The following is a 22,878-nucleotide window of genomic DNA, read 5'->3' as shown; positions in this document are numbered from 1 at the left end:
TACCGGTGGGAGGCGTGATGTTCGAGCGGCTGGTGCGGCCGGGGCTGTTCCGGATCGGGGGCGGCGACGCCGAGGCGGCGCACGAGTGGACGCTGCGACGGCTCGCCGCCCTCTCCGGACGGCCGGCGCTGCTCGCCGGGATGCGGGCGCGGTACGCGGTGTCCGCGCCGCGCACCGTCTTCGGCGTGCGGTTCCCGAACCCGGTCGGGCTGGCCGCCGGCATGGACAAGAACGGGGTGGCGTTGCCGGCCTGGCCGGCGCTGGGCTTCGGCTTCGTCGAGGTCGGCACGGTGACCGCCCGCCCGCAGCCGGGCAACCCCCGGCCCCGGTTGTTCCGGCTGCGTGACAGCGAGGCCGTGGTCAACCGGATGGGCTTCAACAACGCCGGAGCCGAGGCGCTCGCCGCCCGGCTGGCCGCGCTGCGCCGTCCGCTCGGTGTACCGCTGGGCATCTCGCTCGGCAAGTCCAAGGTGACCCCGCTGGAGGAGGCGGTGGAGGACTACCTCGCCTCCTACCGGGCGTTGCGGGACCACGGCGACTACTTCGCGGTCAACGTCTCCTCGCCGAACACCCCGGGCCTGCGGGCGCTACAGGACCGGGAGCACCTCGACGCGCTGCTCGCCGCGCTGGTGGGGGAGAAGCCCGTGCTGGTGAAGATCGCCCCGGACCTGACCGAGCCGGCCGTCGCCGAACTGCTGGAGGTCTGTCTGGACCGGGGCGCGGCCGGGGTGATCGCCACCAACACCACCCTGGCCCGCGACGGGCTCGCCCCGGGCGACCGGGCGCGGGGCGCGGAGACCGGGGGACTCTCCGGTCGTCCGCTCGCCGCCCGGGCCCGGGAGGTGGTCGCCTTCGTGCACCGGGAGACCGGCGGTCGGCTGCCGGTGATCGGGGTGGGCGGCATCGTCGACCCGGACGACGCGGCCCGGATGGTCGACGCGGGGGCGAGCCTGGTGCAGCTCTACACGGGTTTCATCTACCGGGGCCCGGCCCTGGTGCGGGCCGCGGTCCGGGCCGTCGCCCGCGCGGACCGCGCCACCGCCCCGGCGGTCTAGGTCGCGCGGGCGACCGCACGCCCGCCACGAGGAACCGGAGAGGCGGAGAGGTCCGTGACGCCGGAGGAGATCCTGGCCGGAGACCGGGAACACGTGTGGCACCCGTACGCGCCGCTGCCGCCGGCCGTGCCGCCGTACGTGGTCGAGAGCGCGCGGGGGGTACGGCTGCGCCTGGCCGACGGGCGCGAACTGGTCGACGGGATGTCGTCCTGGTGGGCGGCGATCCACGGCTACCGGCACCCGGTGCTCGACGCGGCGGTGGTCGACCAGCTCGGCCGGATGAGCCACGTGATGTTCGGCGGGCTGACCCACGAGCCGGCGGTCCGGCTGGCGGGCACCCTGGTCGAGCTGGCTCCGCCCGGCCTGGAGCGGGTGTTCCTCTGCGACTCCGGGTCGGTCGCCGTCGAGGTCGCGGTGAAGATGTGCCTGCAGTACCAGCGCGCCACCGGACGCCCGGAACGGCACCGGCTCGGCACGTGGCGGGGCGGCTACCACGGGGACACGTTCCACCCGATGAGCGTCTGCGATCCGGAGGGGGGCATGCACCACCTCTGGAGCGGGGTGCTGCCCCGCCAGGTCTTCGCCCCCGCCCCGCCGGGCGACTTCGACAGCCCGGTCGACCCGGCGTACGAGGCGGCGCTGGTCGACACGGTCGAACGGCACGCGCACGAACTGGCGGCGGTGATCGTCGAGCCGGTGGTGCAGGGGGCCGGCGGGATGCGGTTCCACAACCCGCACTACCTGCGGGTGCTGCGCGAGGTGACCCGTGCCCACGGGATCCTGCTCGTCTTCGACGAGATCGCCACCGGGTTCGGCCGGACCGGGACGATGTTCGCCGCCGAGCACGCCGGGGTCAGCCCGGATGTGCTCTGCGTCGGCAAGGCGCTCACCGGCGGCTACCTGACCCTGGCCGCCACGCTCTGCACCGCCGAGATCGCCCGGGGCGTCTCCGCCGACGGCGTGCTGGCGCACGGCCCGACGTTCATGGGCAACCCGCTCGCCTGTGCGGTCGCGAACGCCTCCATCGGGCTGCTGCGGGCCGGAGACTGGGCCGGCGAGGTGTCCAGGGTGGAGCGGGCGTTACGGACCGGACTGGCGCCGTTGCGGGGCGCTGCCGGGGTGCGTGACGTCCGGGTGCTCGGCGCGATCGGGGTGGTGCAACTCGACCACGAGGTGGACCTGCCGGCGGCGACCGCCGCCGCGGTCGCCGAGGGGGTCTGGCTGCGTCCGTTCCGCGACCTGGTCTACACCATGCCGCCGTACCTGACCGACGACGCGGACCTGGGCCGGATCACCGCGGGCATCGCCGCCGCGGTGGCGGCGGGCCGAACCCACCGTCCGTAGTGGACGCCAGGGGCCCTGACCGCCACGTGGACGGCCGAAGGTGGCACGGGGTGGGTGTACGGCTGCGTGACGCCGTCGCGGCGACGGTGGACCGACAGGCCGCCCGCAAAGGGCGGGACAGGAGAGGGAGAGGGACAGATGGAGAGCTTCGGAGCCCGGCTGCACCGGGCGATGCGGGAACGTGGGCCGCTCTGCGTGGGGATCGACCCGCACCCCGGACTGCTGGCCCGCTGGGGTCTGCCGGACGACGTATCCGGTCTCGACCGGTTCACCCGGACCGTCACGGAAGCCCTCGGTGACCGGGTTGCGGTGGTCAAGCCACAGTCGGCCTTCTTCGAGCGATACGGCTCCCGGGGAGTGGCCGTGCTTGAGTCAACTATCCGACAGTTGCGGGAAGCTGGCGCGCTCGTTCTTCTCGACGTCAAGCGGGGCGACATCGGGTCGACCGTCGCCGCGTACGCCGACGCGTACCTCGATCCATCCAGCCCGCTGTATGTCGACGCGGTCACGGCGAGCCCCTACCTGGGAGTAGGTTCACTGGCCCCGATGTTCGACACGGCGGCCCGGCACGGCGGCGGCGTCTTCGTGTTGGCGCTGACCTCCAACCCCGAGGGCGGTGCGGTGCAACGCGCGCGGAGCGCGGACGGGCGCACCGTCGCACAGACGGTCATCGACGAGATTGCGCAGCTCAATGCCGGTGCGGAGCCGCTCGGCAGCGTCGGGCTGGTGGTCGGGGCGACGATCGGCGACACCGGTCACGACCTCTCCCGGGTCCACGGTCCGCTGCTCGCTCCGGGGCTCGGCGCGCAGGGCGGCACGGCGGCGGATCTGCGTACCGTCTTCGGCTCCGCACTCTCTGCGGTGCTGCCGTCGTACTCCCGTCAGGTGCTCTCCGCCGGCCCCGATCCGGCCGCGCTGCGGGTGGCGGCCGAGCAGGTCCTGACCGACTGCCGGCGGGCCCTGGGCGCGGAAAAACTGACTGACGGGTCGGTCACCACGCGGTGACGAGCGCGCGTCCACGTTGCCGAAAGCTCCGCTGACCGCTAGTTTTCCCCGCGCTGGGAACCACGGACCCCTTTGGTTCCCAGCGACACCACGTTTCACAGAAGCGGCGGTGCGTCCCGCCCGCCGCGATAGGGACCTGAGGAGAACTGGTGCCGCTCCCGTCACTTACCCCTGAGCAGCGCGCGGCCGCGCTGGAGAAGGCCGCGGAGATCCGCAAGGCCCGTGCTGAGCTGAAGGAGCAGCTCAAGCAGGGCAAGACCACCCTCGCCTCCGTCCTTGAGCGGGCTGAGGCCGACGACGTCGTGGGCAAGCTGAAGGTCTCGGCCGTCCTCCAGGCCATGCCGGGCATCGGCAAGATCCGGGCGACCCAGATCATGGAGAAGCTCAAGATCGCCGACAGCCGCCGGCTGCGTGGCCTCGGTGACCAGCAGCGCAAGGCTCTGCTTGGAGAGTTCGCCGGGAACTGACCCGTGACAGCGGGTACAAACAAGCGGTGAGCACGGCTGACGAGACGCGCCCGGCGGCTCGGCTGACTGTCCTCGCCGGCCCCTCCGGGGCTGGCCGGGCCAGTGTGGTCGAGGCGGTCCGGGCGCGTTTCCCGGCGACGTGGACGCCCGTGCCGGCCACCACCCGGCCGCGACGCGGGCACGAGGTGCACGGGGTGGACCGGATCTTCCTCGACCCGGCCGGATTCGCCCGGTTGGTCGCCGAAGGGCGACTGATCGAGTGGAGCCGGGTCGGACCGTACCTGCGGGGGACACCGCACCGCCCGGTACGGGCCCGGCTCGTCGCCGGGCGTCCGGTCCTCCTCCCGCTCGACCCGGACGGCGCGCTGCGCGTGCGCGAGGTCGAACCGGACGCCCGTCTGGTGTTGCTCGTCCCGCCCGGTTTCCGTCCCGACGCGCGGACCGCCGCCGCGTTCGAGCTGACCCTCCGGCACGACCTGCTCGAACGGGTCACGGGCGAGCTGGTAGGATTGCTCGGTTCGTCCTTTCCGGCACCGGTCCAGCCGAGACCGCGCGGTTGACCGCCCGCCGCGCCCCGGCCGGTCCACTCAGACGCAGAGGTTCAAATTCGTGGGAACCATCGCCAACCCCGAGGGCATCACCAACCCGCCGATCGACGAGCTGCTGGAGAAGACCTCCTCGAAGTACGCGCTGGTCATCTTCGCCGCCAAGCGCGCCCGTCAGGTCAACGCCTACTACAGCCAGCTCGGTGAGGGCCTGCTGGAGTACGTCGGCCCGCTCGTGGAGACCACCCCCCAGGAGAAGCCGCTCTCGATCGCGATGCGCGAGATCAACGCCGGTCTGCTCACCGCCGAGCCGACCGACCAGCCCTAACCCGCCCCCGCGCCGATGTCCGCCGAGATCGTCCTCGGGGTCGGTGGCGGCATCGCCGCCTACAAGGCATGTGAGCTGCTGAGGCTCTTCACCGAGTCGGGCCACCGGGTCCGGGTCGTGCCGACCGCGTCGGCGCTCCGCTTCGTCGGGGCGCCGACCTGGGCGGCACTCTCCGGTCAACCGGTGGCCGACGACGTCTGGACGGACGTGCACGAGGTGCCGCACGTCCGTCTCGGTCAGCGGGCCGACCTGGTCGTGGTCGCGCCGACCACCGCCGACCTGCTGGCCAAGGCGGCCCACGGGCTCGCCGACGACCTGCTCACCAACACCCTGCTGACCGCGCGCTGCCCGGTGGTGCTCGCTCCGGCGATGCACACCGAGATGTGGGAGAACCCGGCCACCGTGGCGAACGTGGCCACCCTGCGTGCCCGGGGCGTCCTGGTGATCGAGCCGGCGGTCGGCCGGTTGACCGGTGCCGACAGTGGCAAGGGCCGCCTGCCCGACCCGGCCGAGATCTTCGCGGTGGCGCGGCGCGCGCTGCGCCGGGGTTCCGACGCCCCCGCCGACCTGGCCGGACGTCGGGTGGTGGTCACCGCCGGCGGCACCCGTGAGCCGCTCGACCCGGTGCGCTTCCTCGGCAACCGGTCCTCCGGCAAACAGGGGTACGCCTTCGCCCGCGCCGCCGTCGCCCGGGGCGCCCGGGTGACCCTGATCGCCGCCAACGTCTCGCTCCCCGACCCCGCCGGGGTGGACCTGGTCCGGGTCGGCACCACCGAGGAGCTGCGCACGGCCACCCTGGCGGCGGCCGAGACGGCCGACGTGGTGGTGATGGCGGCGGCTCCGGCCGATTTCCGTCCGGCGACCTACGCGCCTGGCAAAATCAAGAAGTCGGAGGACGGCGGCGCCCCCACCATCGAGCTGGTGACCAACCCGGACATCGCCGCGGAGTGGGGTGGGCGCCGTCGGGCGGGACAGGTGCTGGTGGTGTTCGCCGCCGAGACCGGCGACGCGGAGGCCAACGGCCGGGCGAAGCTCGCCCGCAAGCGCGCGGACCTCATCGTGATCAATGAGGTCGGCGTGGACAAGGTCTTCGGCGCCGAGACGAACGCGGCGACCGTCGTCGGTGCGGACGGTTCGACCCGGGTGATCCCGGAACGCACCAAGGAGGACCTGGCCGACGACGTCTGGGATCTCGTGGTGCCCCGGCTCACGACCCCTGTGTGATCCGGAGAGCACCCCACACGATGGGCGGTAATGACTACACTGCCGCGGAACGACCCCTTCACAACTTAGGAGTGCCGTGACACGCCGCCTGTTCACGTCCGAGTCGGTCACGGAGGGCCACCCGGACAAGATCGCTGATCAGATCAGTGATGGGATTCTGGATGCGTTGTTGAGTCAGGATCCGCGTTCGCGGGTCGCGGTGGAGACGTTGATCACGACGGGGCAGGTGCACGTCGCGGGTGAGGTGACCACGAAGGCGTACGCGGACATTCCGGCGATCGTGCGGGAGACGATCCTGGGGATCGGCTATGACTCGTCGCGGAAGGGGTTCGACGGGGCGTCGTGTGGGGTGAGTGTGTCGATCGGGGCGCAGTCGCCGGATATCGCGCAGGGTGTGGACAACGCGTTCGAGTTGCGGACGGGTTCGTCGGAGTCGGCGTTGGATGCGCAGGGCGCCGGGGATCAGGGCATGATGTTCGGGTTCGCGTGTGCGGAGACCCCGGAGTTGATGCCCCTGCCGATCGCTCTCGCGCATCGGTTGGCGCGGCGGTTGTCGGCGGTGCGGAAGGACGGGACGATTCCGTATCTGCGTCCGGACGGTAAGACGCAGGTGACCATCGAGTACGAGGGTTTGCGGCCGGTCCGTCTGAACACGGTGGTCGTCTCCTCGCAGCATGCGGCGGACATCAGTCTGGAGTCGTTGTTGACGCCGGACGTGCGGGACCATGTGATCGCCCCCGAGGTCGAGGGCCTGGGGTTGGACACTGACGGGTACCGGTTGTTGGTGAACCCGACGGGTCGGTTCGAGATCGGTGGGCCGATGGGTGACGCCGGCCTGACCGGTCGGAAGATCATCGTGGACACCTACGGTGGGTACGCCCGGCACGGTGGTGGGGCGTTCTCCGGTAAGGACCCCTCGAAGGTCGACCGGTCGGCGGCTTATGCGATGCGGTGGGTGGCGAAGAACGTGGTCGCCGCCGGGTTGGCGGAGCGCTGTGAGACGCAGGTCGCCTACGCGATCGGTAAGGCGCATCCGGTGAGTTTGTTCATCGAGACGTTCGGCACGGAGAACGTGCCGGTCGAGCGGATCGAGAAGGCCGTGAACGAGGTGTTCGACCTGCGTCCCGCGGCGATCATCCGGGACCTGGACCTGCTCCGGCCGATCTACCGGCAGACCGCCGCGTACGGCCACTTCGGCCGGGACCTACCCGAACTGACCTGGGAGAACACCGACCGCGCCGCCGACCTCAAGTCGGCCGCAGGAGCCTGACCCCCAGCAGGCACACCGACCGGCGACCCGCTGACGGGTCGCCGGTCGCTCGTGTCTGCGTGGACGTGCCCCTGGCCCACCTGGACCGGCCCTTCGACTACCTGGTCCCCGCCGAACTGGCCGCGACGGCGGTGCCCGGGACCCGGGTGAAGGTCCGCTTCGCCGGCCAACTCGTCGACGGCTGGCTGCTGGAGCGGACCGAGCGGTCCGGGCACGCCGGCCGGCTGGCGTACCTGGAGAAGCTCGTCTCGCCGGAACCGGTGCTGGCGCCCGAGATCGCCCGGCTGGCCCGGGCGGTCGCCGACCGGTACGCCGGCAGCCTCGCCGACGTGCTCCGCCTCGCGGTGCCGCCCCGGCACGCCCGGGTGGAGAAGGAGACCCCGCCCGAGGAGCCCACGCCCGCCGACGTCCCGCCCGCTGACGTCCCGGCCGACGAGGCCCGGACCCCGCGCATCCCGCGCAGCACGACCGGGCCCGCCGTGCCGGATCCGCCCACCGGTGCGGACGGCTGGGGCGCGTACCCGGCCGGGCCGGGCTTCCTGCGGGCGCTCGCCGACGGCCGGGCCCCCCGCGCGGTCTGGTCCGCGCTGCCGGGGGAGGACTGGCCGGCCCGCGTCGCCGAGGCGGCGGCGGCCACCGTACGCGGTGGCCGGGGCGTGGTCGCGGTGGTCGCCGACGCCCGCGACCTGGACCGGCTCGACGCGGCGCTGACCGGGGCGCTCGGCCCGGACCGGCACGTCCGGCTCTCCGCCGCCCTCGGTCCGGCCCGCCGCTACCGGGCCTTCCTCGCCGCCCGCCGGGGCCGGGTGCCGGTGGTCATCGGCACCCGCGCGGCGATGTTCGCCCCGGTGGAGCGACTCGGCCTGGTGGCGATCTGGGACGACGGCGACGACCTGCACGCCGAGCCCCGGTCACCGTACCCGCACGCCCGCGAGGTGCTGCTCACCCGCGCCCAGCTCGGTGGGGCCGCCGCCCTGGTCGGCGGGCACGCCCGGACCGCCGAGGCGCAACTGCTGGTGGAGACCGGCTGGGCGCGGGAGGTGGTCCCGGACCGGGCCACGGTACGGGCGCGTACCCCGGCCGTCGCGCCGACCGGCGACGACCCGCAACTGGCCCGTGACCCGGGCGCCGCCACCGCCCGGCTGCCCAGCCTGGCCTGGACCACCGCACGGGACGCGTTGCGCGCCGACGCGCCGGTGCTGGTCCAGGTGCCCCGCCGTGGTTACCTGCCCTCGGTCTCCTGCGCCGACTGCCGGGCCCCGGCCCGGTGCCCGCACTGCGCGGGGCCGCTCGCGCTGCCCTCCGCCCGGGGGACACCGGTCTGCCGCTGGTGCGGCCGGGTCAGCGCCGCGTACGCCTGCCCGGAGTGCGGCGGTCGACGGCTGCGGGCCGCGGTGGTCGGCGCCCGGCGGACCGCCGAGGAGCTGGGTCGGGCCTTCCCCGGGGTGCCGGTGCGCACCTCCGGGCGGGAGGAGGTGCTCACCCGGGTGCCCGGCGGCGCGGGCCTCGTGGTGGCCACCCCCGGCGCCGAGCCGGTCGCCGACGGTGGCTTCGGCGCGGTGCTGCTGCTGGACTCCTGGGCCCTGCTCACCCGGGCCGACCTGCGGGCCGGCGAGGAGGCGCTGCGGCGGTGGCTGGCCGCAGCGGCGCTGGCCCGGCCGGCGACCGCCGGCGGTCGGGTGGTGGTGGTCGCCGACGGCGGGCTCGCCCCGGTGCAGGCGCTGCTGCGCTGGGACCCGGCCTGGTTCGCCGCCCGGGAGCTGGCCGAGCGACGGGAGCTGGGGTTCCCGCCGGCGGTGCGGATGGCGAGCGTCACCGGTACGGCCCCGGCCGTGGCCGAGCTGCTCGCCGAGGCGCGCCTTCCCGAGCAGGCCGAGGTGCTCGGTCCGGTCCCGGCCGACGACGACCGGGAACGGATGCTGATCCGGGTGCCCCGGTCGCGGGCCGCCGCGCTCGCGGAGGCGCTGCACGTCGCGGCCGGGGTCCGCGCCGCCCGCAAGGCCGCCGACCCGGTCCGGGTACAGGTGGACCCGCTGGAGCTGTTCTGATCTCCTCCGGTGTGGGGTGTTCGCCGGGAAAGTCCTGGCGGGGCCGTGGTAGCATCGCCCCTCATTGCCTGCGCCGGTGCGGCGCGACGGTGGCCGGAGCGCGGCGGGGCGACGCCGCATCGATGATGTCAACCAGCCGGTGATCAGAGGTGGATCAGTCGTGACCGTCCGTCAATCGATCGTCTTCAACGGTGATCTCGGCAGCGGCAAGAGCACCGTCTCCGTCGAGATCGCCGAGCGGCTCGGCATGCGGCGGGTCAGCGTCGGCGACCTCTACCGGCAGATGGCCCAGGAACGGCAGATGACCGCGCTCCAGCTCAACCTGCACGCCGAGCTGGACCAGGCCGTCGACGGCTACGTCGACCAGCTCCAGCGGGACATCGCCGCCTCGGGCGAGCCGCTGGTGATGGACTCCCGGCTGGCCTGGCACTTCTTCACCGACGCGCTCAAGGTGCACATGATCACAGAGCCGGGGGAGGCGGCCCGACGCGTGCTGTTGCGCCCGTCCGGCCCGGCGGAGAGCTACACCTCCCTGGAGGAGGCGAAGGCCAAGCTCAAGGAGCGCAGCGACAGCGAACGGAACCGCTTCCTGGTCCGCTACGGCGTGGACAAGGCCCGGCTGCGCAACTACGACCTGGTCTGCGACACCACCCGGGCCGCCCCGGCCGAGGTGATCGCGCACATCGTCGACGCGTACGAGGGACGCCTCGCCGCCGACGTGCTCCGGGACGCCCCGCCGCTGCTGCTGCTCGACCCGGCCCGGGTCTACCCCACCGAGGACGTGCAGAACCTGCGCGGGCTCTGGGAGGGCGACTTCGTCGGCGCGGTCGGCGCCGCCGGCGACCGGGCGCTGGAGCCGCTGAGCATCGGGTACTCCGGGGAGTACTTCTTCGTCGTGGACGGCCACCGGCGGCTCAGCGCCGCACTCCAGAACGGCTTCACGCTGGTGCCCGCCCGGCTGGTCGCCGAGGCCGACGAGCCCGTCGTCGGTGGCCTCACCGCGACCGAGTACTTCACCCGGCAGTGCCGGGCCGGCACGGTGCACGACTGGGAGGCCGCCCACAAGATCGAGCTTCCGTTGCCGGAGCACGCCCTGCGGGCCCCCGACGCGGTGCTGGCCGGCGACCCGGTCGCCGGAGCCTGACCTCCGGCTTTTCGGCCCACATTCACGGCGCGTCATTGCATCGGCACCGTCGGTGACCGGGGCATGATGAGGTCCCGGACGCCGTCGATGGAGGTTCGCCGTGGACGTTGCCGAGGCGATGACGCTCCTGCTGTCACCGCAGGGACGCCTCGACCCCTATCCGGCGTACGAACGGCTCCGCGCCCACGGCCCGGTCGTCGAGGCGTGGCCGGGGCTGCACGTGGCCACCGGGTACGCGGTGATCGACGAGGTGCTCCGTGATCCCCGGTACGTGGTGAGTTACGAGCCACTGCCGCAGACCACGGTGGCCGGTTGGGCGGAGAGCCCGGCGGTCGCCTCGATCGCCCGGTCGATGCTGCGGGCCAATCCGCCCGACCACGGCCGGATGCGGCAGATCGTCGCCGGGGCGTTCACCCCGCGCCGGGTCGCCGCCCTGCGGGAGGTGGTCACCGCCCAGGCGGCGGCGTTGGTCGCGGCGATGGCGGAGCGGGGCCGCGACGGCACCACCGTCGACGTGCTGGACGCGTTCGCCTACCCGCTGCCGATCGGGGTGATCTGTGCCCTGCTCGGCGTGCCCGAGGCGGACCGGAGCGCGTTCCGGACGTGGACCGCCGACCTCACCGTCGTCCTGGAACCGGAGATCTCCGAGGCGGAGCTGGCCGTGGCCGACCGGGGCGCGGTGGCGCTGCGCGACTACTTCCGGGACCTGGTCGAGGCCCGTCGCCGGACCCCGGCCGACGACCTGACCACCGCCCTGGTCCAGGCGCACGACGCCGAGGTCGGCCGGCTGGACGCCGAGGAACTCCTGGCCAACCTGGTGGTCCTCCTGGTCGCCGGGTTCGAGACCACCACCAACCTGCTCGGCAACGGGCTGGTGGTGCTGCTGGGGCACCCGGCGCACGCCGCCGCGCTGCGCGACAACCCCGACCTCGCCGGGGCGTACGTGGAGGAACTGCTCCGGATCGACTCCCCGGTGCAGGTGACCAGCCGGATCAGCAGCGTCCCGGTCGCGCCGGGCGGGGTGCCGGTCCCGGCCGGCGGTGAGGTGCTGCTGCTCCTCGGCGCGGGCAACCGGGATCCGGAGCGGTTCGCCGACCCGACCCGGTTCGACCCGACCCGGCCGCAGAACCAGCCGCTCTCCTTCGGCGGAGGACCGCACTACTGCCTTGGCGCGGCGCTGGCCCGGCTGGAGGCGCGGATCGCCTTTCCGCTGCTGCTGCGGGCGCTGCCCGACCTGGCGTTGGCCGGCGAGCCCCGGCACCGGGCCCGGCTGACCCTGCGCGGCTACGCCACGCTGCCGGTGACCACCGTCACCCGCCCCCACCAGGCCACCGGCGTCGAGCCCCGGCGCACGGTGGCGACCACCAGCGCCGAACGCCGGCGGATCGCGCGTGTGTCGGCCGGGGAACGTGGTACGCCGACCGGGGCCGGCCCGGGGACTCCGTAGACTGGTACGGCACGAGTTCCGTCCCGTCGACGAAGGAGCCACCCCGCGTGACCGTCCAGCCCATCCGTCTGTTCGGGGATCCGGTGCTGCGCACGCCGGCCGATCCGGTGGTCGACTTCGACGTCGAGCTGCGCAAGCTCGTCGCCGACCTGACCGACACGATGCGGGAGCAGAACGGAGCCGGTCTGGCCGCCCCGCAGCTCGGCGTGGGCCTGCGCGTGTTCACCTTCGAGGTCGACGACGTGCTCGGGCACCTGGTCAACCCGGTGCTGGAGTTCCCCGACGAGGAGGAACAGGACGGCCCGGAGGGCTGCCTGTCCATCCCCGGCCTCTACTTCGACACGAAGCGCCGGCAGAACGTGATCGCCAAGGGGTTCAACGCGTACGGCGACCCGATGCAGATCGTCGGCACCGGCCTGATGGCACGCTGCGTGCAGCACGAGACCGACCACCTCGACGGGGTCCTCTTCATCGACCGGCTGGACGCCCCCGGCCGCAAGGAGGCGATGAAGGCGATCCGTCAGGCCGAGTGGTACGACGCCGCCGCCCCGCCGGTGGTCAAGGTAAACCCGCACGGCGTCGCCAGCCCCTTCGGTCTGGGGCGGTGACCATGCGTCTGGTCTTCGCCGGCACGCCGGCCGTCGCCGTCCCCGCCCTGGAAGCGGTCGCCGCCTCCCGCCACGAGCTGGTCGCCGTGGTCACCCGCCCGGACGCCCCGGCCGGACGCGGACGCGGGTTGTCCCGCTCCCCGGTCGGCGCGTGGGCCGACGCGCACGGCGTCGAGGTGCTCACCCCGGCCCGTCCGCGTGAGCCGGAGTTCCTCGACCGGCTGCGTGCGCTCGCCCCGGACTGTGTCCCGGTGGTCGCGTACGGTGCGCTGGTCCCCCCGGTCGCGCTGGAGATCCCCACCCACGGCTGGATCAACCTGCACTTCTCGCTGCTGCCCGCCTGGCGGGGGGCCGCCCCCGTGCAGCACGCCGTCCTGCACGGCGACGAGCTGACCGGGGCGAGCGTCTTCCAACTGGAGGAGGGGCTCGACACCGGTCCGGTCTACGGCACCCTCACCGACCGGATCGCGCCGCAGGACACCTCCGGCGACCTCCTGGAGCGGCTCGCCGTCTCCGGCGCGGGCCTGCTGGTGGCGGTCCTCGACGCGATCGCCGACGGCACCGCCCGGGCCGTCGGGCAACCGGCCGACGGGGTGTCCCTGGCGCCGAAGCTGACCGTCGAGGACGCCCAGGTCCGCTGGACCGAGCCGGCGTTCGCCGTGGACCGGCGGATCCGTGCCTGCACCCCGGCACCCGGCGCGTGGACGACCTTCCGGGGCGACCGGGTCAAGCTCGGTCCGGTGCGGCCGGCGGCCGACGCTCCGGAGCTGAAGCCCGGCGAGCTGCTCGTGGAGCGTCGGCGGGTGCTGGCCGGCACGGCCACCACCCCGGTGACGCTCGGCGAGGTACGCGCTGCCGGCAAGAAGCCGATGCCGGCCACCGACTGGGCGCGGGGCGTCCGGGTCGAGACCGGCGAGCAGTTCGCGTGACCGGGCCGGGGGAACGACAGTACCCACGTCCGGTCCGGTCCGGTCCGGGCTCCGAGCCGGGGCGCGGCGACCGCCGGCGTGACCCACGGGACGGCCGGGACGGTGCCCGTCCGGGCGGCGACCGGCGCGGCGGCGGGCGCACGGGCCGCACCGACGTGGTGGACCGGCCGCGCCGGGCCGCGTACGACGCGCTCGCGGCGGTGCACCGCGACGACGCGTACGCCAACCTGGTGTTGCCGGCGATCCTGCGGGACGCGGGACTGTACGGCCGGGACGCGGCCTTCGCCACCGAGCTGACCTACGGCACCCTGCGTGCGGTGGGCACCCTGGACGCCATCCTCACCGACGCCGCGGGCCGGGACGTGGAGCGCATCGACCCGCCGGTGCGGGACGCGCTGCGGCTCGGCGCGTACCAGCTCCTGCACACCCGGGTGCCGGCCCACGCGGCCGTCTCCGCCACGGTGGATCTGGTGAAGACGGTCGGTTACGGCGCGAGCGGGTTCGCGAACGCGGTGCTCCGCGAGGTCGCCGGCCGGGACGCCGACGCCTGGATCGACCGGATCGCCCCGTCGATGGCGGACGACCCGGTCGGGCACCTGGCCCTGGCCCACAGCCACCCGCAGTGGATCGTCCGGGCGTTCCGCGAGGCGCTCGGCGGTGACCTGGGCGAGACGACCCGCCTGCTCATCGAGGACAACCAGCCCCCGCCGGTGCACCTGTGCGCCCGTCCGGGGCTGGCCGACCCGGCGGAGTTGGCCGACGAGGTCGGTGGCGCGCCGGGGGCCTTCTCGCCGTACGCGGTGTACCTATCCGGTGGCGCGCCGGGTGACCTGCCGGCGCTGGCGCAGGGCCGGGCACACGTGCAGGACGAGGGCTCGCAGCTCGTGGCGGCGGCGCTGGCCGCCGGGCCGCTGGACGGGCCGGACGGCCGCTGGCTGGACCTCTGCGCCGGTCCCGGCGGCAAGACCGGTCTGCTCGGCGCGCTCGCGGTGCAGCGCGACGCCCGGGTCACCGCGGTCGAGGTGGCCGAACACCGGGCCCGCCTGGTCGAGCGGGCCACCCGGGGGCTGCCGGTGAACGTGCTGCACACCGACGGGCGGACGGTCGGCGCCGACCCGAAGCTGCCGGAGGAGCACTTCGACCGGGTGCTGGTGGACGCGCCGTGCACCGGCCTCGGTTCGCTGCGCCGTCGGCCGGAGTCGCGCTGGCGTCGCCAGCCGTCGGACCTGCCGCCACTGACCCGGCTCCAGCGGGAACTGCTCACCGCCGGCCTGCGCGCGACCCGCCCCGGCGGGCTGGTCGCCTACGTCACCTGCTCGCCGCACGTGGTGGAGACGCACGTGACGGTCACCGAGGCGGCCCGCCGCTGCGGGGCGCCGGTGGACTTCGTCGACGCCCGCCCGCTGCTGCCGGCGGGGATGCCGGGTCTCGGGGCCGGGCCGACGGTGCAGCTCTGGCCGCACCGGCACGGCACGGACGCGATGTTCCTCGCGGTGCTGCGGCGCGGCTGACCGGGTCTCCGGTTCCGGCGGGGTGGGGCCGGCGGTCCCACCCCGCGCTTCCACGACCGGCCCGGGCGGACGGGTCACGGAAGCGACGCGGGCGTGCCGATCCGCCGCTCCCCGGCGTCACGGGAACGGCGGACCGGCGCTGCCGGCTCAGGCGTAGCGGATGGGCAGCACCTTGGTGCCGCCGCCCTTGACCGAGCGCGTCAGGCTGCGGTCACTGAGCCACAGGAAGCACTGGACCCCACGGTTGCCGTCCTTCCACTCCTCCGCCGAGGGGTGGTAGTAGATCGTTCCGGTCCGGTACTTGAGGTTGCTGTCGTCGGGCACCTTCGCGTACGAGGCGACCATGGCCTGGCACCGCCGGTGGACGCGCGTACTGCCCTTGACCAGTTCGTCGTGGTCACCGGCGGTGTCCTTGTAGATGCCCACGAACTCGGCGTCGTGCCGGGTCGTGCAGGACACCTCGGCCATGTCGTCGACCTTGTCGTTGGCCAGCTTGACGTTGAAGCAACGGTGGGCGAGGGGCGCGGTGCCGGCCAGGGCGTCCTTCAGGGTGCCCGTCCGGCGCTTCACCTCCGGGCCGTCGAGGCGGTTGACCTCGGCGACGTCGCAGCGGAACCACCGCGCGCCGCCCTTCCAGCCGTACTCGGACGGGAGGATGGTGTACAGGGTCACCCGCCCGGAGCGCCAGTCCGCGCCGAGCGTCCGGTTCGCTGCCTTCTCGCACTCGGCGTACGCGGCCAGGCGGGCCGGCGAGCCGGCCGACGGGACCGTGGCGCCGTTGGTGTGCTCGGCGGGCAACGTGCCCACGTGCACCGTCTCGGTCTCGTGCGACTGGTCGCAGGGCACCGGGCCGTACGAGCTGAGGTACCCGACCTCCGTCTCGTCCGGGTGGCAGGTGTCGGCGGCCGGTTGGAAGATCTTCGGCGTGGCGAGGCCGGCCCAGTCGTCGACCAGGTCGCCGTCGGTGCCCTCCGGCACGCCGCAGCCGGCCAGAGCCAGCGCAGCCACCCCACCCAGAGCGCACGCCCTCAACCACCGTCGCATGACCCGACCTCCCGTGCCGTGGTGTCGACGCCGCCCCGGTGCGCGGGGCGGGCCACGGCGCAGGAGCATACGGCACCGGAACCGGCCGCGCGGGCACCGACCGTCCTGGTGGGACCGTCGGCGGTCCGCCCCGGGTGTTTGGTGACGAGCGCTACCACGCGGTGCGGCACGGTGGTGGACGGCGCCCCCACCACCGTCGCATCGTTCGGTCCTCCCGTGCCGGCCCTCGGCTCCGCTCCGCTGTCCGGGGCGGGCCACGGCGCGGGTGCCTACGGCACGGGTGTCGGGGGCGTTCGTACACTGGGCCGGTGACCGTACCGCCCCCGATCGTCGCGCCCAGCATCCTCGCCGCCGATTTCGCCCGCCTCGCCGACGAGGTGCGCGCCGTGGAAGACGCCGCGGACTGGCTGCACGTGGACGTGATGGACAACCACTTCGTGCCCAACCTGACCATCGGGCTGCCCGTGGTGCAGAGCCTGCGGGCGGTGACCGCGCTGCCGTTCGACGTGCACCTCATGATCGAGGATCCGCGACGCTGGGCTCCCGGATACGCCGACGCCGGGGCGTACAACGTCACCTTCCACGCCGAGGCCTGCGACAACCCGGTGGCTCTCGCGCGGGACCTGCGCTCGGCCGGGGCCAAGGCGGGACTGGCGATCGACCGGGACACCCCGATCGAGCCGTACCTGGAGATCCTGCCCAGCTTCGACACCCTGCTGATCATGACGATCAAGGCCGGGTTCGGCGGGCAGCGGTTCATCCCGAACCTGCTGGACAAGGTCCGCACCGCCCGCCGGCACGTCGCCGCCGGCCACCTGGAACTGCGCATCGAAGTGGACGGGGGGATCGCCGCGGACACCATCGCGCAGGCCGCCGAGGCCGGCGCGGACGCCTTCGTCGCCGGCACGGCCGTCTACGGCGCCGACGACCCGGCCGAGGCGGTACGCCACCTGCGTGCGCTGGCGGGACGCGCGGCGGCCGGGGTCTGATCGGTGGAGCCCGCCGGTGAGGGTCCGGACGTCATCCTGGTCGTCGACGACGACGAGGACATCGCCCGGTTCGTCGAGTTCAACCTCCGGCTGCACGGCTTCGAGGTGATCCACGCCGCCGACGGGCAGGAGGCGCTCGAGGTGATCGAGCGGCAGCGGCCGGACCTGGCCGTGGTCGACCTGATGATGCCCCGGATCGACGGCCTGGAACTGACCCGCCGGCTGCGCGCGAACCCGCTGACGTCCGCCCTGCCGGTGATCATGCTGACCGCCAAGGGGATGACCGTCGACAAGGTGCACGGGCTCAGCGCCGGGGCGGACGACTACCTGGTCAAGCCCTTCGACACCGCCGAACTGGTGGCCCGGGTCAGTTCCACCCTGCGCCGTAACAAGGAGTTCCGCGAGGTCTCCCCGCTGACCGGGCTGCCCGGCAACAGCCGGATCCGCCGGGAGATCAGCGACCGGGTGCGCAGCGGCACCGACTACGCCGTCGGCTACATCGACATCGACCGGTTCAAGAGCGTCAACGACCGGTACGGCTTCGTCCGGGGCGACGACTTCATCTCCGCGCTGGCCCGCAGCCTGCACCGGGCGGTGGTGTCGATCGGGCTCCCGCCGGCCTTCCTCGGGCACGTCGGCGGCGACGACTTCGTCATCGTCTGCACCCCCGAGCAGGTGCGCCCGCTCACCTCCCGCGCGGTGGTCGACTTCGAGAACGCCGCCGACAAGCTCTACGACCCCTCCGACGCCGAGCGCGGCTACGTCGAGCTGAAGGACCGGCGCGGCAACATCCGCCGGGCCGCCCTGGTCACCCTCTCCATCGGGGTCTCCCTCTCCGACAGCCGGAAGCGCTTCACCGACCCCCTGGAGGCCATCGCGGTCGCCTCCGAGATGAAGACGGTGGCCAAGAGCCAACCCGGCTCGTACGTTGCCGTGGACCGGCGGCGGGGAATTCCCTGACCGTGGGGGCCAGCCACCCCGCGAAGCTGTGAGGTAGCTCGCCGGGGTGGCGGACCCCCCGGGTCGGCGTGTAAGACTTCCCTCGTACCCACCACGCGCTGGCGGGACTCGGTGTAATTCCGAACCGGCGGTGATCCACGGCCCGAGCCGTGGTCAGCCCGCGACCCGGTCGGCCTCGGCCGCCCGGTGGACCTGGTGAGAATCCGGGGCCGACGGTTGGGGGCGGGCAAGCCCGCGCCCAGACAGTCCGGATGGGAGACAGCGCGCGGGACGGACAGGCCCGGGGCCGACGCTCGCTGTCGGCTGCCCTCCGGGCCCTGCCGGGTCGGCTCCGCCGTTCCCGGCTCCGCCGCCGCATGCCCGCTTCCGCCCCGCCCGCGCACCGACCGCGCGAGAGAGCAGGGGCAGGCGATGGCCGGCGTCTCCACCGACGAGGCGATGCGACGCGCGATCGCGCTGGCTGCCCGGGGCCTGGGCACCACCAGTCCCAACCCGGTGGTCGGATGCGTGCTGCTCGACCCGGACGGTGAGATCGTCGGGGAGGGCTTCCACGCCTACGCCGGGGGGCCGCACGCCGAGATCGTCGCGCTGGCGCAGGCCGGCAACCGGGCGAAGGGCGGCACCGCCGTGGTCACCCTGGAACCCTGCGACCACACCGGCCGCACCGGCCCCTGCACCCACGCCCTGATCCAGGCCGGCATCGGGCGGGTGGTGGTCGCCGTGCCGGACCCCAACCCGGTCGCCTCCGGCGGCGCGGGCACGCTGCGCGCCGCCGGTGTCGAGGTCGAGCTGGGGGTACGCGCCGACGAGGCCGAGGCCGGCAACATCGCCTGGCTCACCTCGATGCGCCGGGGCCGGCCGTACGTGATCTGGAAGTACGCCGCCACGCTCGACGGCCGGTCGGCGGCCGAGGACGGCACCAGCATGTGGATCACCTCCGAGGCGGCCCGGACGGACGTGCACGCGCTGCGCGCCACGGTGGACGCGATCGTCGTCGGGGTCGGCACCGTGCTCGCCGACGACCCCCGGTTGACCGTGCGCAACCTGCGCGACGGCACCCTCGCGATCCGGCAGCCGCTGCGGGTCGTGGTGGACAGCGCCGGTCGTACCCCAGGCGACGCCCGGGTCCGCGACGCCGCCGCCGACACCTGGATCGCCACCGCCGCCGAGGTCGGCACGGCCCCGGACGGCCGGGTCGACCTGTCGGCGCTGCTCACCGCGCTGCACCGGCGTGGGATCCGGGCGGTCCTGCTGGAAGGCGGGCCCCGCCTCGCCGGCGGATTCCTCGCCGCCGGCCTGGTCGACCGGGTCGTCGGCTACCTCGCGCCCCGGCTGCTCGGGGCCGGACCGACCGCCCTGCTCGACGCCGGCGTCCGCACCATCGGCGAGGCCATCGACCTGGAGATCGTCGACGTCACGCAGGTCGGACCCGACCTGCGCATCACCGCGCTGCCCCGGAAGAGGGAGAGCTGACATGTTCACCGGCATCGTCGAGGAACTGGGTGAGGTCGTCCGGGTGACCGAGACCGGGGACGACTCGGCGCTGGTCGCCGTGCGCGGCCCGCTGGTCGTCTCGGACGCCCGGCACGGCGACTCCATCGCGGTCAACGGGGTGTGCCTGACCGTGGTCGAGGTCGACGGGGAGGTCTTCACCGCCGATGTGATGGGGGAGACCCTGCGCCGCTCCGCGCTGGGCGCGCTGCGCCCCGGGGACCGGGTCAACCTGGAACGGGCCGCCGCGCTCGGCAGCCGGCTCGGCGGGCACCTGGTGCAGGGGCACGTCGACGGGGTCGGCGAGCTGCTCGACCGGGAACCGGCCGAGAAGTGGGAGACGGTCCGCTTCCGCCTCCCCGCCGGCCTGGCCCGGTACGTGGTGGAGAAGGGCTCCATCACCGTCGACGGTGTGTCGCTGACCGTCGCCGCGGTCGGCGACGACTGGTTCGCCGTCGGGCTGATCCCGACCACCCTCGCGCTGACCACCCTCGGCGTGCGACGTCCCGGCGACCCGGTCAACCTGGAGGTCGACGTGCTCGCCAAGTACGTCGAGCGGTTGCTCGGCGACCGGCTCACCGGCGGAGCCCGCTGATGGACCCGCTGGCGTGGCTGCTCACCGCCCAGGTCGACGTCGCGGGTTCCCCGGTGCTGGTCCGGGAGATCGTCGGCAACGGCTTCGGGCTGGCGTCGGCCCTGCTCGGGCTACGCCGGCTGGTCTGGGCCTGGCCGGTCGGCATGGTCGGCAACGCCCTGCTGCTGACCGTCTTCCTCGGCGGGGTCTTCGCCACCCCGCAGGCCCACGACCTGTACGGGCAGGCCGGGCGACAGGTGTTCTTCTTCGCGGTCAGCTGCTACGGCTGGTGGCGGTGGTCGCGGACCCGCCGGCTCGGCAGCGCGCCGGACCGGGCGGCGGTCGCCCCCCGCTGGGCCACCGGCCGGGAACGGCTGGGCATGCTCGCGGTCGCCGTGCTCGGCACCGCCGGGGCGTACCCGGTGCTCGCCGCGCTCGGCTCCTGGGGGCCGCTGCCGGACGCCTGGATCCTGGTCGGCAGCCTGCTCGCCACGTACGGCATGGCCCGGGGCTGGGTGGAGTTCTGGCTGGTCTGGATCGCGGTGGACGCGGTCGGCGTGCCCCTGCTCCTGCGCGGCGGCTTCTACCCCTCCGCCGCGATGTACCTGTTCTACGGACTCTTCTGCGCCTGGGGCTTCGCCAGCTGGTGGCGTACCTCGGCGCGGACCGCGCGGGCTGCCAGTGCCGTCCCGCACCGCTACCTGGAGGCTGCGACATGACCACGTTCGGAACCATCGAGCAGGCGGTGGCGGACATCGCCGCCGGCCGGCCGGTCGTCGTGGTGGACGACGCCGACCGGGAGAACGAGGGTGACCTGATCTTCGCGGCCGAGAAGGCCACCCCGGAGCTGGTCGCGTTCATGGTGCGCCACACATCCGGCTACATCTGCGTGCCGCTGACCGAGAGCGAGTGCGACCGGCTGGACCTGCCGCCGATGCACCACACCAACCAGGACCGGCGGGGCACCGCCTACACGGTGACCGTGGACGCCCGGGAGGGGGTCAGCACCGGCATCTCCGCGGCCGACCGCGCGCACACCATCCGCCTGCTCGCCGACGCCGCGACCAGCCCGGCCGACCTGGCCCGCCCCGGACACGTGGTGCCGCTGCGGGCCCGGGAGGGCGGGGTGCTGCGCCGGCCCGGGCACACCGAGGCCGCCGTCGACCTGACCCGGCTGGCCGGGTTGCGCCCGGCCGGAGTGCTCTGCGAGCTGGTCAACGACGACGGCACCATGATGCGCGTGCCGGACCTGGAGCGGTTCTGCGCGGAGCACTCCCTCACGCTGGTCACCATCGCCGACCTGATCGCCTACCGGCGACGGACGGAGAAGCAGGTGGAGCGGGTCGCCGAGGCGCGGATGCCGACCGCGCACGGGGTGTTCCGGGCGCTGGGCTACCGCAGCGAGCACGACGGCGCCGAGCACGTCGCCCTGGTCATGGGCGACATCGGCGACGGTCGGGACGTGCTGGTGCGGGTGCACTCGGAGTGCCTGACCGGGGACGTCTTCGGTTCGCTGCGCTGTGACTGCGGCCCTCAGCTCGACGCCGCCCTGGCCCGCGTCGCCACGGAGGGGCGGGGCGTGGTGCTCTACGTCCGGGGGCACGAGGGGCGCGGCATCGGCCTGCTGCACAAGCTCCAGGCGTACCAGCTCCAGGACTCGGGGCGGGACACCGTCGACGCGAACCTCGACCTGGGGCTGCCGGCCGACGCCCGCGACTACGGCACCGGCGCGCAGGTCCTCTACGACCTCGGGGTGCGCTCGATGCGGCTGCTCACCAACAACCCGGCCAAGCGGGCCGGACTGGAGGGCTACGGCCTGACCATCTCCGGTCGGGAGGGGCTGCCCATCCGTCCGCACCCGGAGAACGTGCGCTACCTGCGCACCAAGCGGGACCGGATGGGGCACCTCCTCGACGAACTGGACGAGGTCACCGAGACGCCGCTGCGCCGGGTGGCCGCGGCCGACGAGATCGGAGCGTGAGATGGCGGGATTCGGCGAACCCGGGGCGAGCGCGGTGGACGCGGCCGGCCTGACCGTGGGCGTGGTGGCGGCCCGCTGGCACGGCGACCTCACCGACCACATGTGCGACCGGGCGGTGGCCGCGGCCGAGGCGTGCGGGGCCCGGGCGGTGGTCGCCCGGGTGGCCGGTTCGGTCGAGCTGCCCGTGGTGGCGCAGGCGCTGGCCCGCCGCTGCGACGTGGTGGTCGCCCTCGGCGTCGTGGTGCGCGGGGCCACCGCCCACTTCGACTACGTCTGCCGGTCGGTCACCGACGGGCTGACCCGGGTCGCCCTGGACGAGGGGAAGCCGGTCGCCCACGGCGTGCTCACCGTCGACACCATCGAGCAGGCCCGCGACCGGGCCGGGCTGCCCGGCTCGGCGGAGGACAAGGGCTGGGCGTCCACCGTCGCGGCCCTCGACGCCGCCCTGGCCATCCGGGGACTGGGCGCCACCAACGGTCACCGTCTCGGCTTCGGCGGCTGACCCCCGAGCAGGGCGGGCCGGCGGTGACGGGGTTCCGGGCGACGCGGACGCGGGACGCCCGGGACCCGGGCCACCCGGCCGGCCGGCCCGGCTGGAAGAATCGCCTCCCGTGAAGACGTTCGAGGAGTTGTTCGCCGAGCTGCAGGCCAAGGCCGCCGCCGGCACCCCGGGGTCGGGCACGGTCGCCGCGCTCGAACGGGGTGTCCACTTCATCGGCAAGAAGGTCGTCGAGGAGGCGGCCGAGTCGTGGATGGCCGCCGAGCACGAGGGGCCGGAGCGGACCGCCGAGGAGATCTCCCAGCTGCTCTACCAGGTCCAGGTGCTGATGATCGCCAGCGGTCTCGATCTGAAGGACGTCTACCGACATCTGTGAGTGCCCCACCCGACCGGTTGCGACGATCGATTCAAGGAG

General features: G+C 74.0%; 22 protein-coding genes and 1 pseudogene. 22 read left to right on the top strand and 1 reads right to left on the bottom strand.

What is annotated here, in order from left to right; translation table 11 throughout:
* Nucleotides 1-14: 14 nt before the first annotated feature.
* From GA0070618_RS31860 to GA0070618_RS31795, 14 genes are all read left to right on the top strand, one after another.
* Complete coding sequence (locus GA0070618_RS31860) at nt 15-1,055, top strand: quinone-dependent dihydroorotate dehydrogenase (RefSeq protein ID WP_088984946.1); 1,041 nt, start codon at nt 15-17, stop codon at nt 1,053-1,055.
* Between the two features lie 54 nt (nt 1,056-1,109).
* Nucleotides 1,110-2,399, top strand: coding sequence for an adenosylmethionine--8-amino-7-oxononanoate transaminase (locus GA0070618_RS31855; RefSeq protein WP_088984945.1), 1,290 nt, complete (start codon nt 1,110-1,112; stop codon nt 2,397-2,399).
* 138 nt (nt 2,400-2,537) lie between these two features.
* Nucleotides 2,538-3,404: an orotidine-5'-phosphate decarboxylase gene (gene pyrF / locus GA0070618_RS31850; RefSeq protein ID WP_088984944.1), complete on the top strand. Its 867-nt coding sequence runs from the start codon at nt 2,538-2,540 to the stop codon at nt 3,402-3,404.
* Nucleotides 3,405-3,553: 149 nt separating this feature from the next.
* A complete protein-coding gene (gene mihF, locus GA0070618_RS31845) occupies nt 3,554-3,871 on the top strand; it encodes an integration host factor, actinobacterial type (protein ID WP_088984943.1) in 318 nt (105 codons plus the stop codon).
* Between the two features lie 26 nt (nt 3,872-3,897).
* Complete coding sequence (locus tag GA0070618_RS31840; RefSeq protein WP_088984942.1) at nt 3,898-4,431, top strand: guanylate kinase; 534 nt, start codon at nt 3,898-3,900, stop codon at nt 4,429-4,431.
* 49 nt (nt 4,432-4,480) lie between these two features.
* Nucleotides 4,481-4,744, top strand: a complete 264-nt coding sequence (rpoZ, locus tag GA0070618_RS31835) for a DNA-directed RNA polymerase subunit omega (protein ID WP_088984941.1) — start codon at nt 4,481-4,483, stop codon at nt 4,742-4,744.
* A 15-nt stretch (nt 4,745-4,759) separates the two neighbouring features.
* Nucleotides 4,760-5,968 (top strand): bifunctional phosphopantothenoylcysteine decarboxylase/phosphopantothenate--cysteine ligase CoaBC, encoded by a 1,209-nt coding sequence (coaBC, locus tag GA0070618_RS31830; RefSeq protein ID WP_088984940.1) that lies wholly within the window; start codon nt 4,760-4,762, stop codon nt 5,966-5,968.
* A 76-nt stretch (nt 5,969-6,044) separates the two neighbouring features.
* On the top strand, nt 6,045-7,238 hold the full coding sequence (gene metK, locus GA0070618_RS31825; RefSeq protein WP_088984939.1) for a methionine adenosyltransferase: 1,194 nt from the start codon (nt 6,045-6,047) through the stop codon (nt 7,236-7,238).
* Nucleotides 7,235-9,286 carry a primosomal protein N' gene (locus GA0070618_RS31820; RefSeq protein WP_088984938.1) on the top strand — a complete coding sequence of 684 codons (2,052 nt, stop codon included), beginning with the start codon at nt 7,235-7,237 and terminating at the stop codon, nt 9,284-9,286. Before metK ends, GA0070618_RS31820 begins: the two co-directional genes overlap by 4 nt.
* A gap of 160 nt (nt 9,287-9,446) precedes the next feature.
* On the top strand, nt 9,447-10,430 hold the full coding sequence (locus GA0070618_RS31815) for an AAA family ATPase (protein WP_088984937.1): 984 nt from the start codon (nt 9,447-9,449) through the stop codon (nt 10,428-10,430).
* A gap of 100 nt (nt 10,431-10,530) precedes the next feature.
* Complete coding sequence (locus tag GA0070618_RS31810; protein ID WP_088984936.1) at nt 10,531-11,877, top strand: cytochrome P450; 1,347 nt, start codon at nt 10,531-10,533, stop codon at nt 11,875-11,877.
* A 47-nt stretch (nt 11,878-11,924) separates the two neighbouring features.
* Entirely contained in the window at nt 11,925-12,485 is a 561-nt protein-coding gene (def, locus tag GA0070618_RS31805) for a peptide deformylase (protein WP_088984935.1), read from the top strand.
* A gap of 2 nt (nt 12,486-12,487) precedes the next feature.
* Entirely contained in the window at nt 12,488-13,414 is a 927-nt protein-coding gene (gene fmt, locus GA0070618_RS31800; protein WP_088984934.1) for a methionyl-tRNA formyltransferase, read from the top strand.
* Nucleotides 13,411-14,925 carry an RsmB/NOP family class I SAM-dependent RNA methyltransferase gene (locus GA0070618_RS31795; protein WP_088984933.1) on the top strand — a complete coding sequence of 505 codons (1,515 nt, stop codon included), beginning with the start codon at nt 13,411-13,413 and terminating at the stop codon, nt 14,923-14,925. The genes fmt and GA0070618_RS31795 overlap by 4 nt, the downstream gene beginning before the upstream one ends.
* A 147-nt stretch (nt 14,926-15,072) precedes the next feature.
* Here GA0070618_RS31795 and GA0070618_RS31790 read toward each other — a convergent pair whose 3' ends face one another.
* Nucleotides 15,073-15,969 carry a septum formation family protein gene (locus GA0070618_RS31790; protein ID WP_088984932.1) on the bottom strand — a complete coding sequence of 299 codons (897 nt, stop codon included), beginning with the start codon at nt 15,967-15,969 and terminating at the stop codon, nt 15,073-15,075.
* Between the two features lie 308 nt (nt 15,970-16,277).
* On the opposite strand from GA0070618_RS31790, the gene rpe reads away from it, so the two are divergent.
* From rpe to GA0070618_RS31750, 8 genes and pseudogenes are all read left to right on the top strand, one after another.
* A complete protein-coding gene (gene rpe / locus GA0070618_RS31785) occupies nt 16,278-16,958 on the top strand; it encodes a ribulose-phosphate 3-epimerase (protein ID WP_088984931.1) in 681 nt (226 codons plus the stop codon).
* Between the two features lie 3 nt (nt 16,959-16,961).
* Nucleotides 16,962-17,918 carry a response regulator gene (locus GA0070618_RS31780; RefSeq protein ID WP_088984930.1) on the top strand — a complete coding sequence of 319 codons (957 nt, stop codon included), beginning with the start codon at nt 16,962-16,964 and terminating at the stop codon, nt 17,916-17,918.
* A gap of 411 nt (nt 17,919-18,329) precedes the next feature.
* Complete coding sequence (ribD, locus tag GA0070618_RS31775; RefSeq protein WP_088984929.1) at nt 18,330-19,391, top strand: bifunctional diaminohydroxyphosphoribosylaminopyrimidine deaminase/5-amino-6-(5-phosphoribosylamino)uracil reductase RibD; 1,062 nt, start codon at nt 18,330-18,332, stop codon at nt 19,389-19,391.
* A 1-nt stretch (nt 19,392) separates the two neighbouring features.
* Nucleotides 19,393-20,068, top strand: a pseudogene (locus tag GA0070618_RS31770) (riboflavin synthase); the annotation flags it as partial.
* A complete protein-coding gene (gene pnuC / locus GA0070618_RS31765) occupies nt 20,004-20,702 on the top strand; it encodes a nicotinamide riboside transporter PnuC (protein ID WP_088984927.1) in 699 nt (232 codons plus the stop codon). The pseudogene GA0070618_RS31770 and the gene pnuC, both read left to right, overlap by 65 nt.
* A complete protein-coding gene (locus GA0070618_RS31760; RefSeq protein ID WP_088984926.1) occupies nt 20,699-21,964 on the top strand; it encodes a bifunctional 3,4-dihydroxy-2-butanone-4-phosphate synthase/GTP cyclohydrolase II in 1,266 nt (421 codons plus the stop codon). The genes pnuC and GA0070618_RS31760 overlap by 4 nt, the downstream gene beginning before the upstream one ends.
* Nucleotide 21,965: 1 nt before the next feature.
* On the top strand, nt 21,966-22,466 hold the full coding sequence (gene ribH, locus GA0070618_RS31755) for a 6,7-dimethyl-8-ribityllumazine synthase (RefSeq protein ID WP_088984925.1): 501 nt from the start codon (nt 21,966-21,968) through the stop codon (nt 22,464-22,466).
* Nucleotides 22,467-22,575: 109 nt separating this feature from the next.
* Nucleotides 22,576-22,839, top strand: coding sequence for a phosphoribosyl-ATP diphosphatase (locus tag GA0070618_RS31750; RefSeq protein ID WP_088984924.1), 264 nt, complete (start codon nt 22,576-22,578; stop codon nt 22,837-22,839).
* Nucleotides 22,840-22,878 lie beyond the last annotated feature (39 nt).

The organism is Micromonospora echinospora (assembly GCF_900091495.1).
Lineage (GTDB): Bacteria > Actinomycetota > Actinomycetes > Mycobacteriales > Micromonosporaceae > Micromonospora > Micromonospora echinospora.
Note: the sequence above shows the minus strand (reverse complement) of the source record. Positions and strands in the feature narration are given on the sequence as shown.

What these genes read in the sequence shown, in the direction of transcription:
- ribD (WP_088984929.1), top strand. Translation starts at nt 18,330, where the DNA reads ATGGCCGGCGTCTCCACCGACGAGGCGATGCGACGCGCGATCGCGCTG.
- pyrF (WP_088984944.1), top strand. Translation starts at nt 2,538, where the DNA reads ATGGAGAGCTTCGGAGCCCGGCTGCACCGGGCGATGCGGGAACGTGGG.
- GA0070618_RS31790 (WP_088984932.1), bottom strand. Translation starts at nt 15,969, where the DNA reads ATGCGACGGTGGTTGAGGGCGTGCGCTCTGGGTGGGGTGGCTGCGCTG.
- pnuC (WP_088984927.1), top strand. Translation starts at nt 20,004, where the DNA reads ATGGACCCGCTGGCGTGGCTGCTCACCGCCCAGGTCGACGTCGCGGGT.
- ribH (WP_088984925.1), top strand. Translation starts at nt 21,966, where the DNA reads ATGGCGGGATTCGGCGAACCCGGGGCGAGCGCGGTGGACGCGGCCGGC.
- GA0070618_RS31760 (WP_088984926.1), top strand. Translation starts at nt 20,699, where the DNA reads ATGACCACGTTCGGAACCATCGAGCAGGCGGTGGCGGACATCGCCGCC.
- coaBC (WP_088984940.1), top strand. Translation starts at nt 4,760, where the DNA reads ATGTCCGCCGAGATCGTCCTCGGGGTCGGTGGCGGCATCGCCGCCTAC.
- fmt (WP_088984934.1), top strand. Translation starts at nt 12,488, where the DNA reads ATGCGTCTGGTCTTCGCCGGCACGCCGGCCGTCGCCGTCCCCGCCCTG.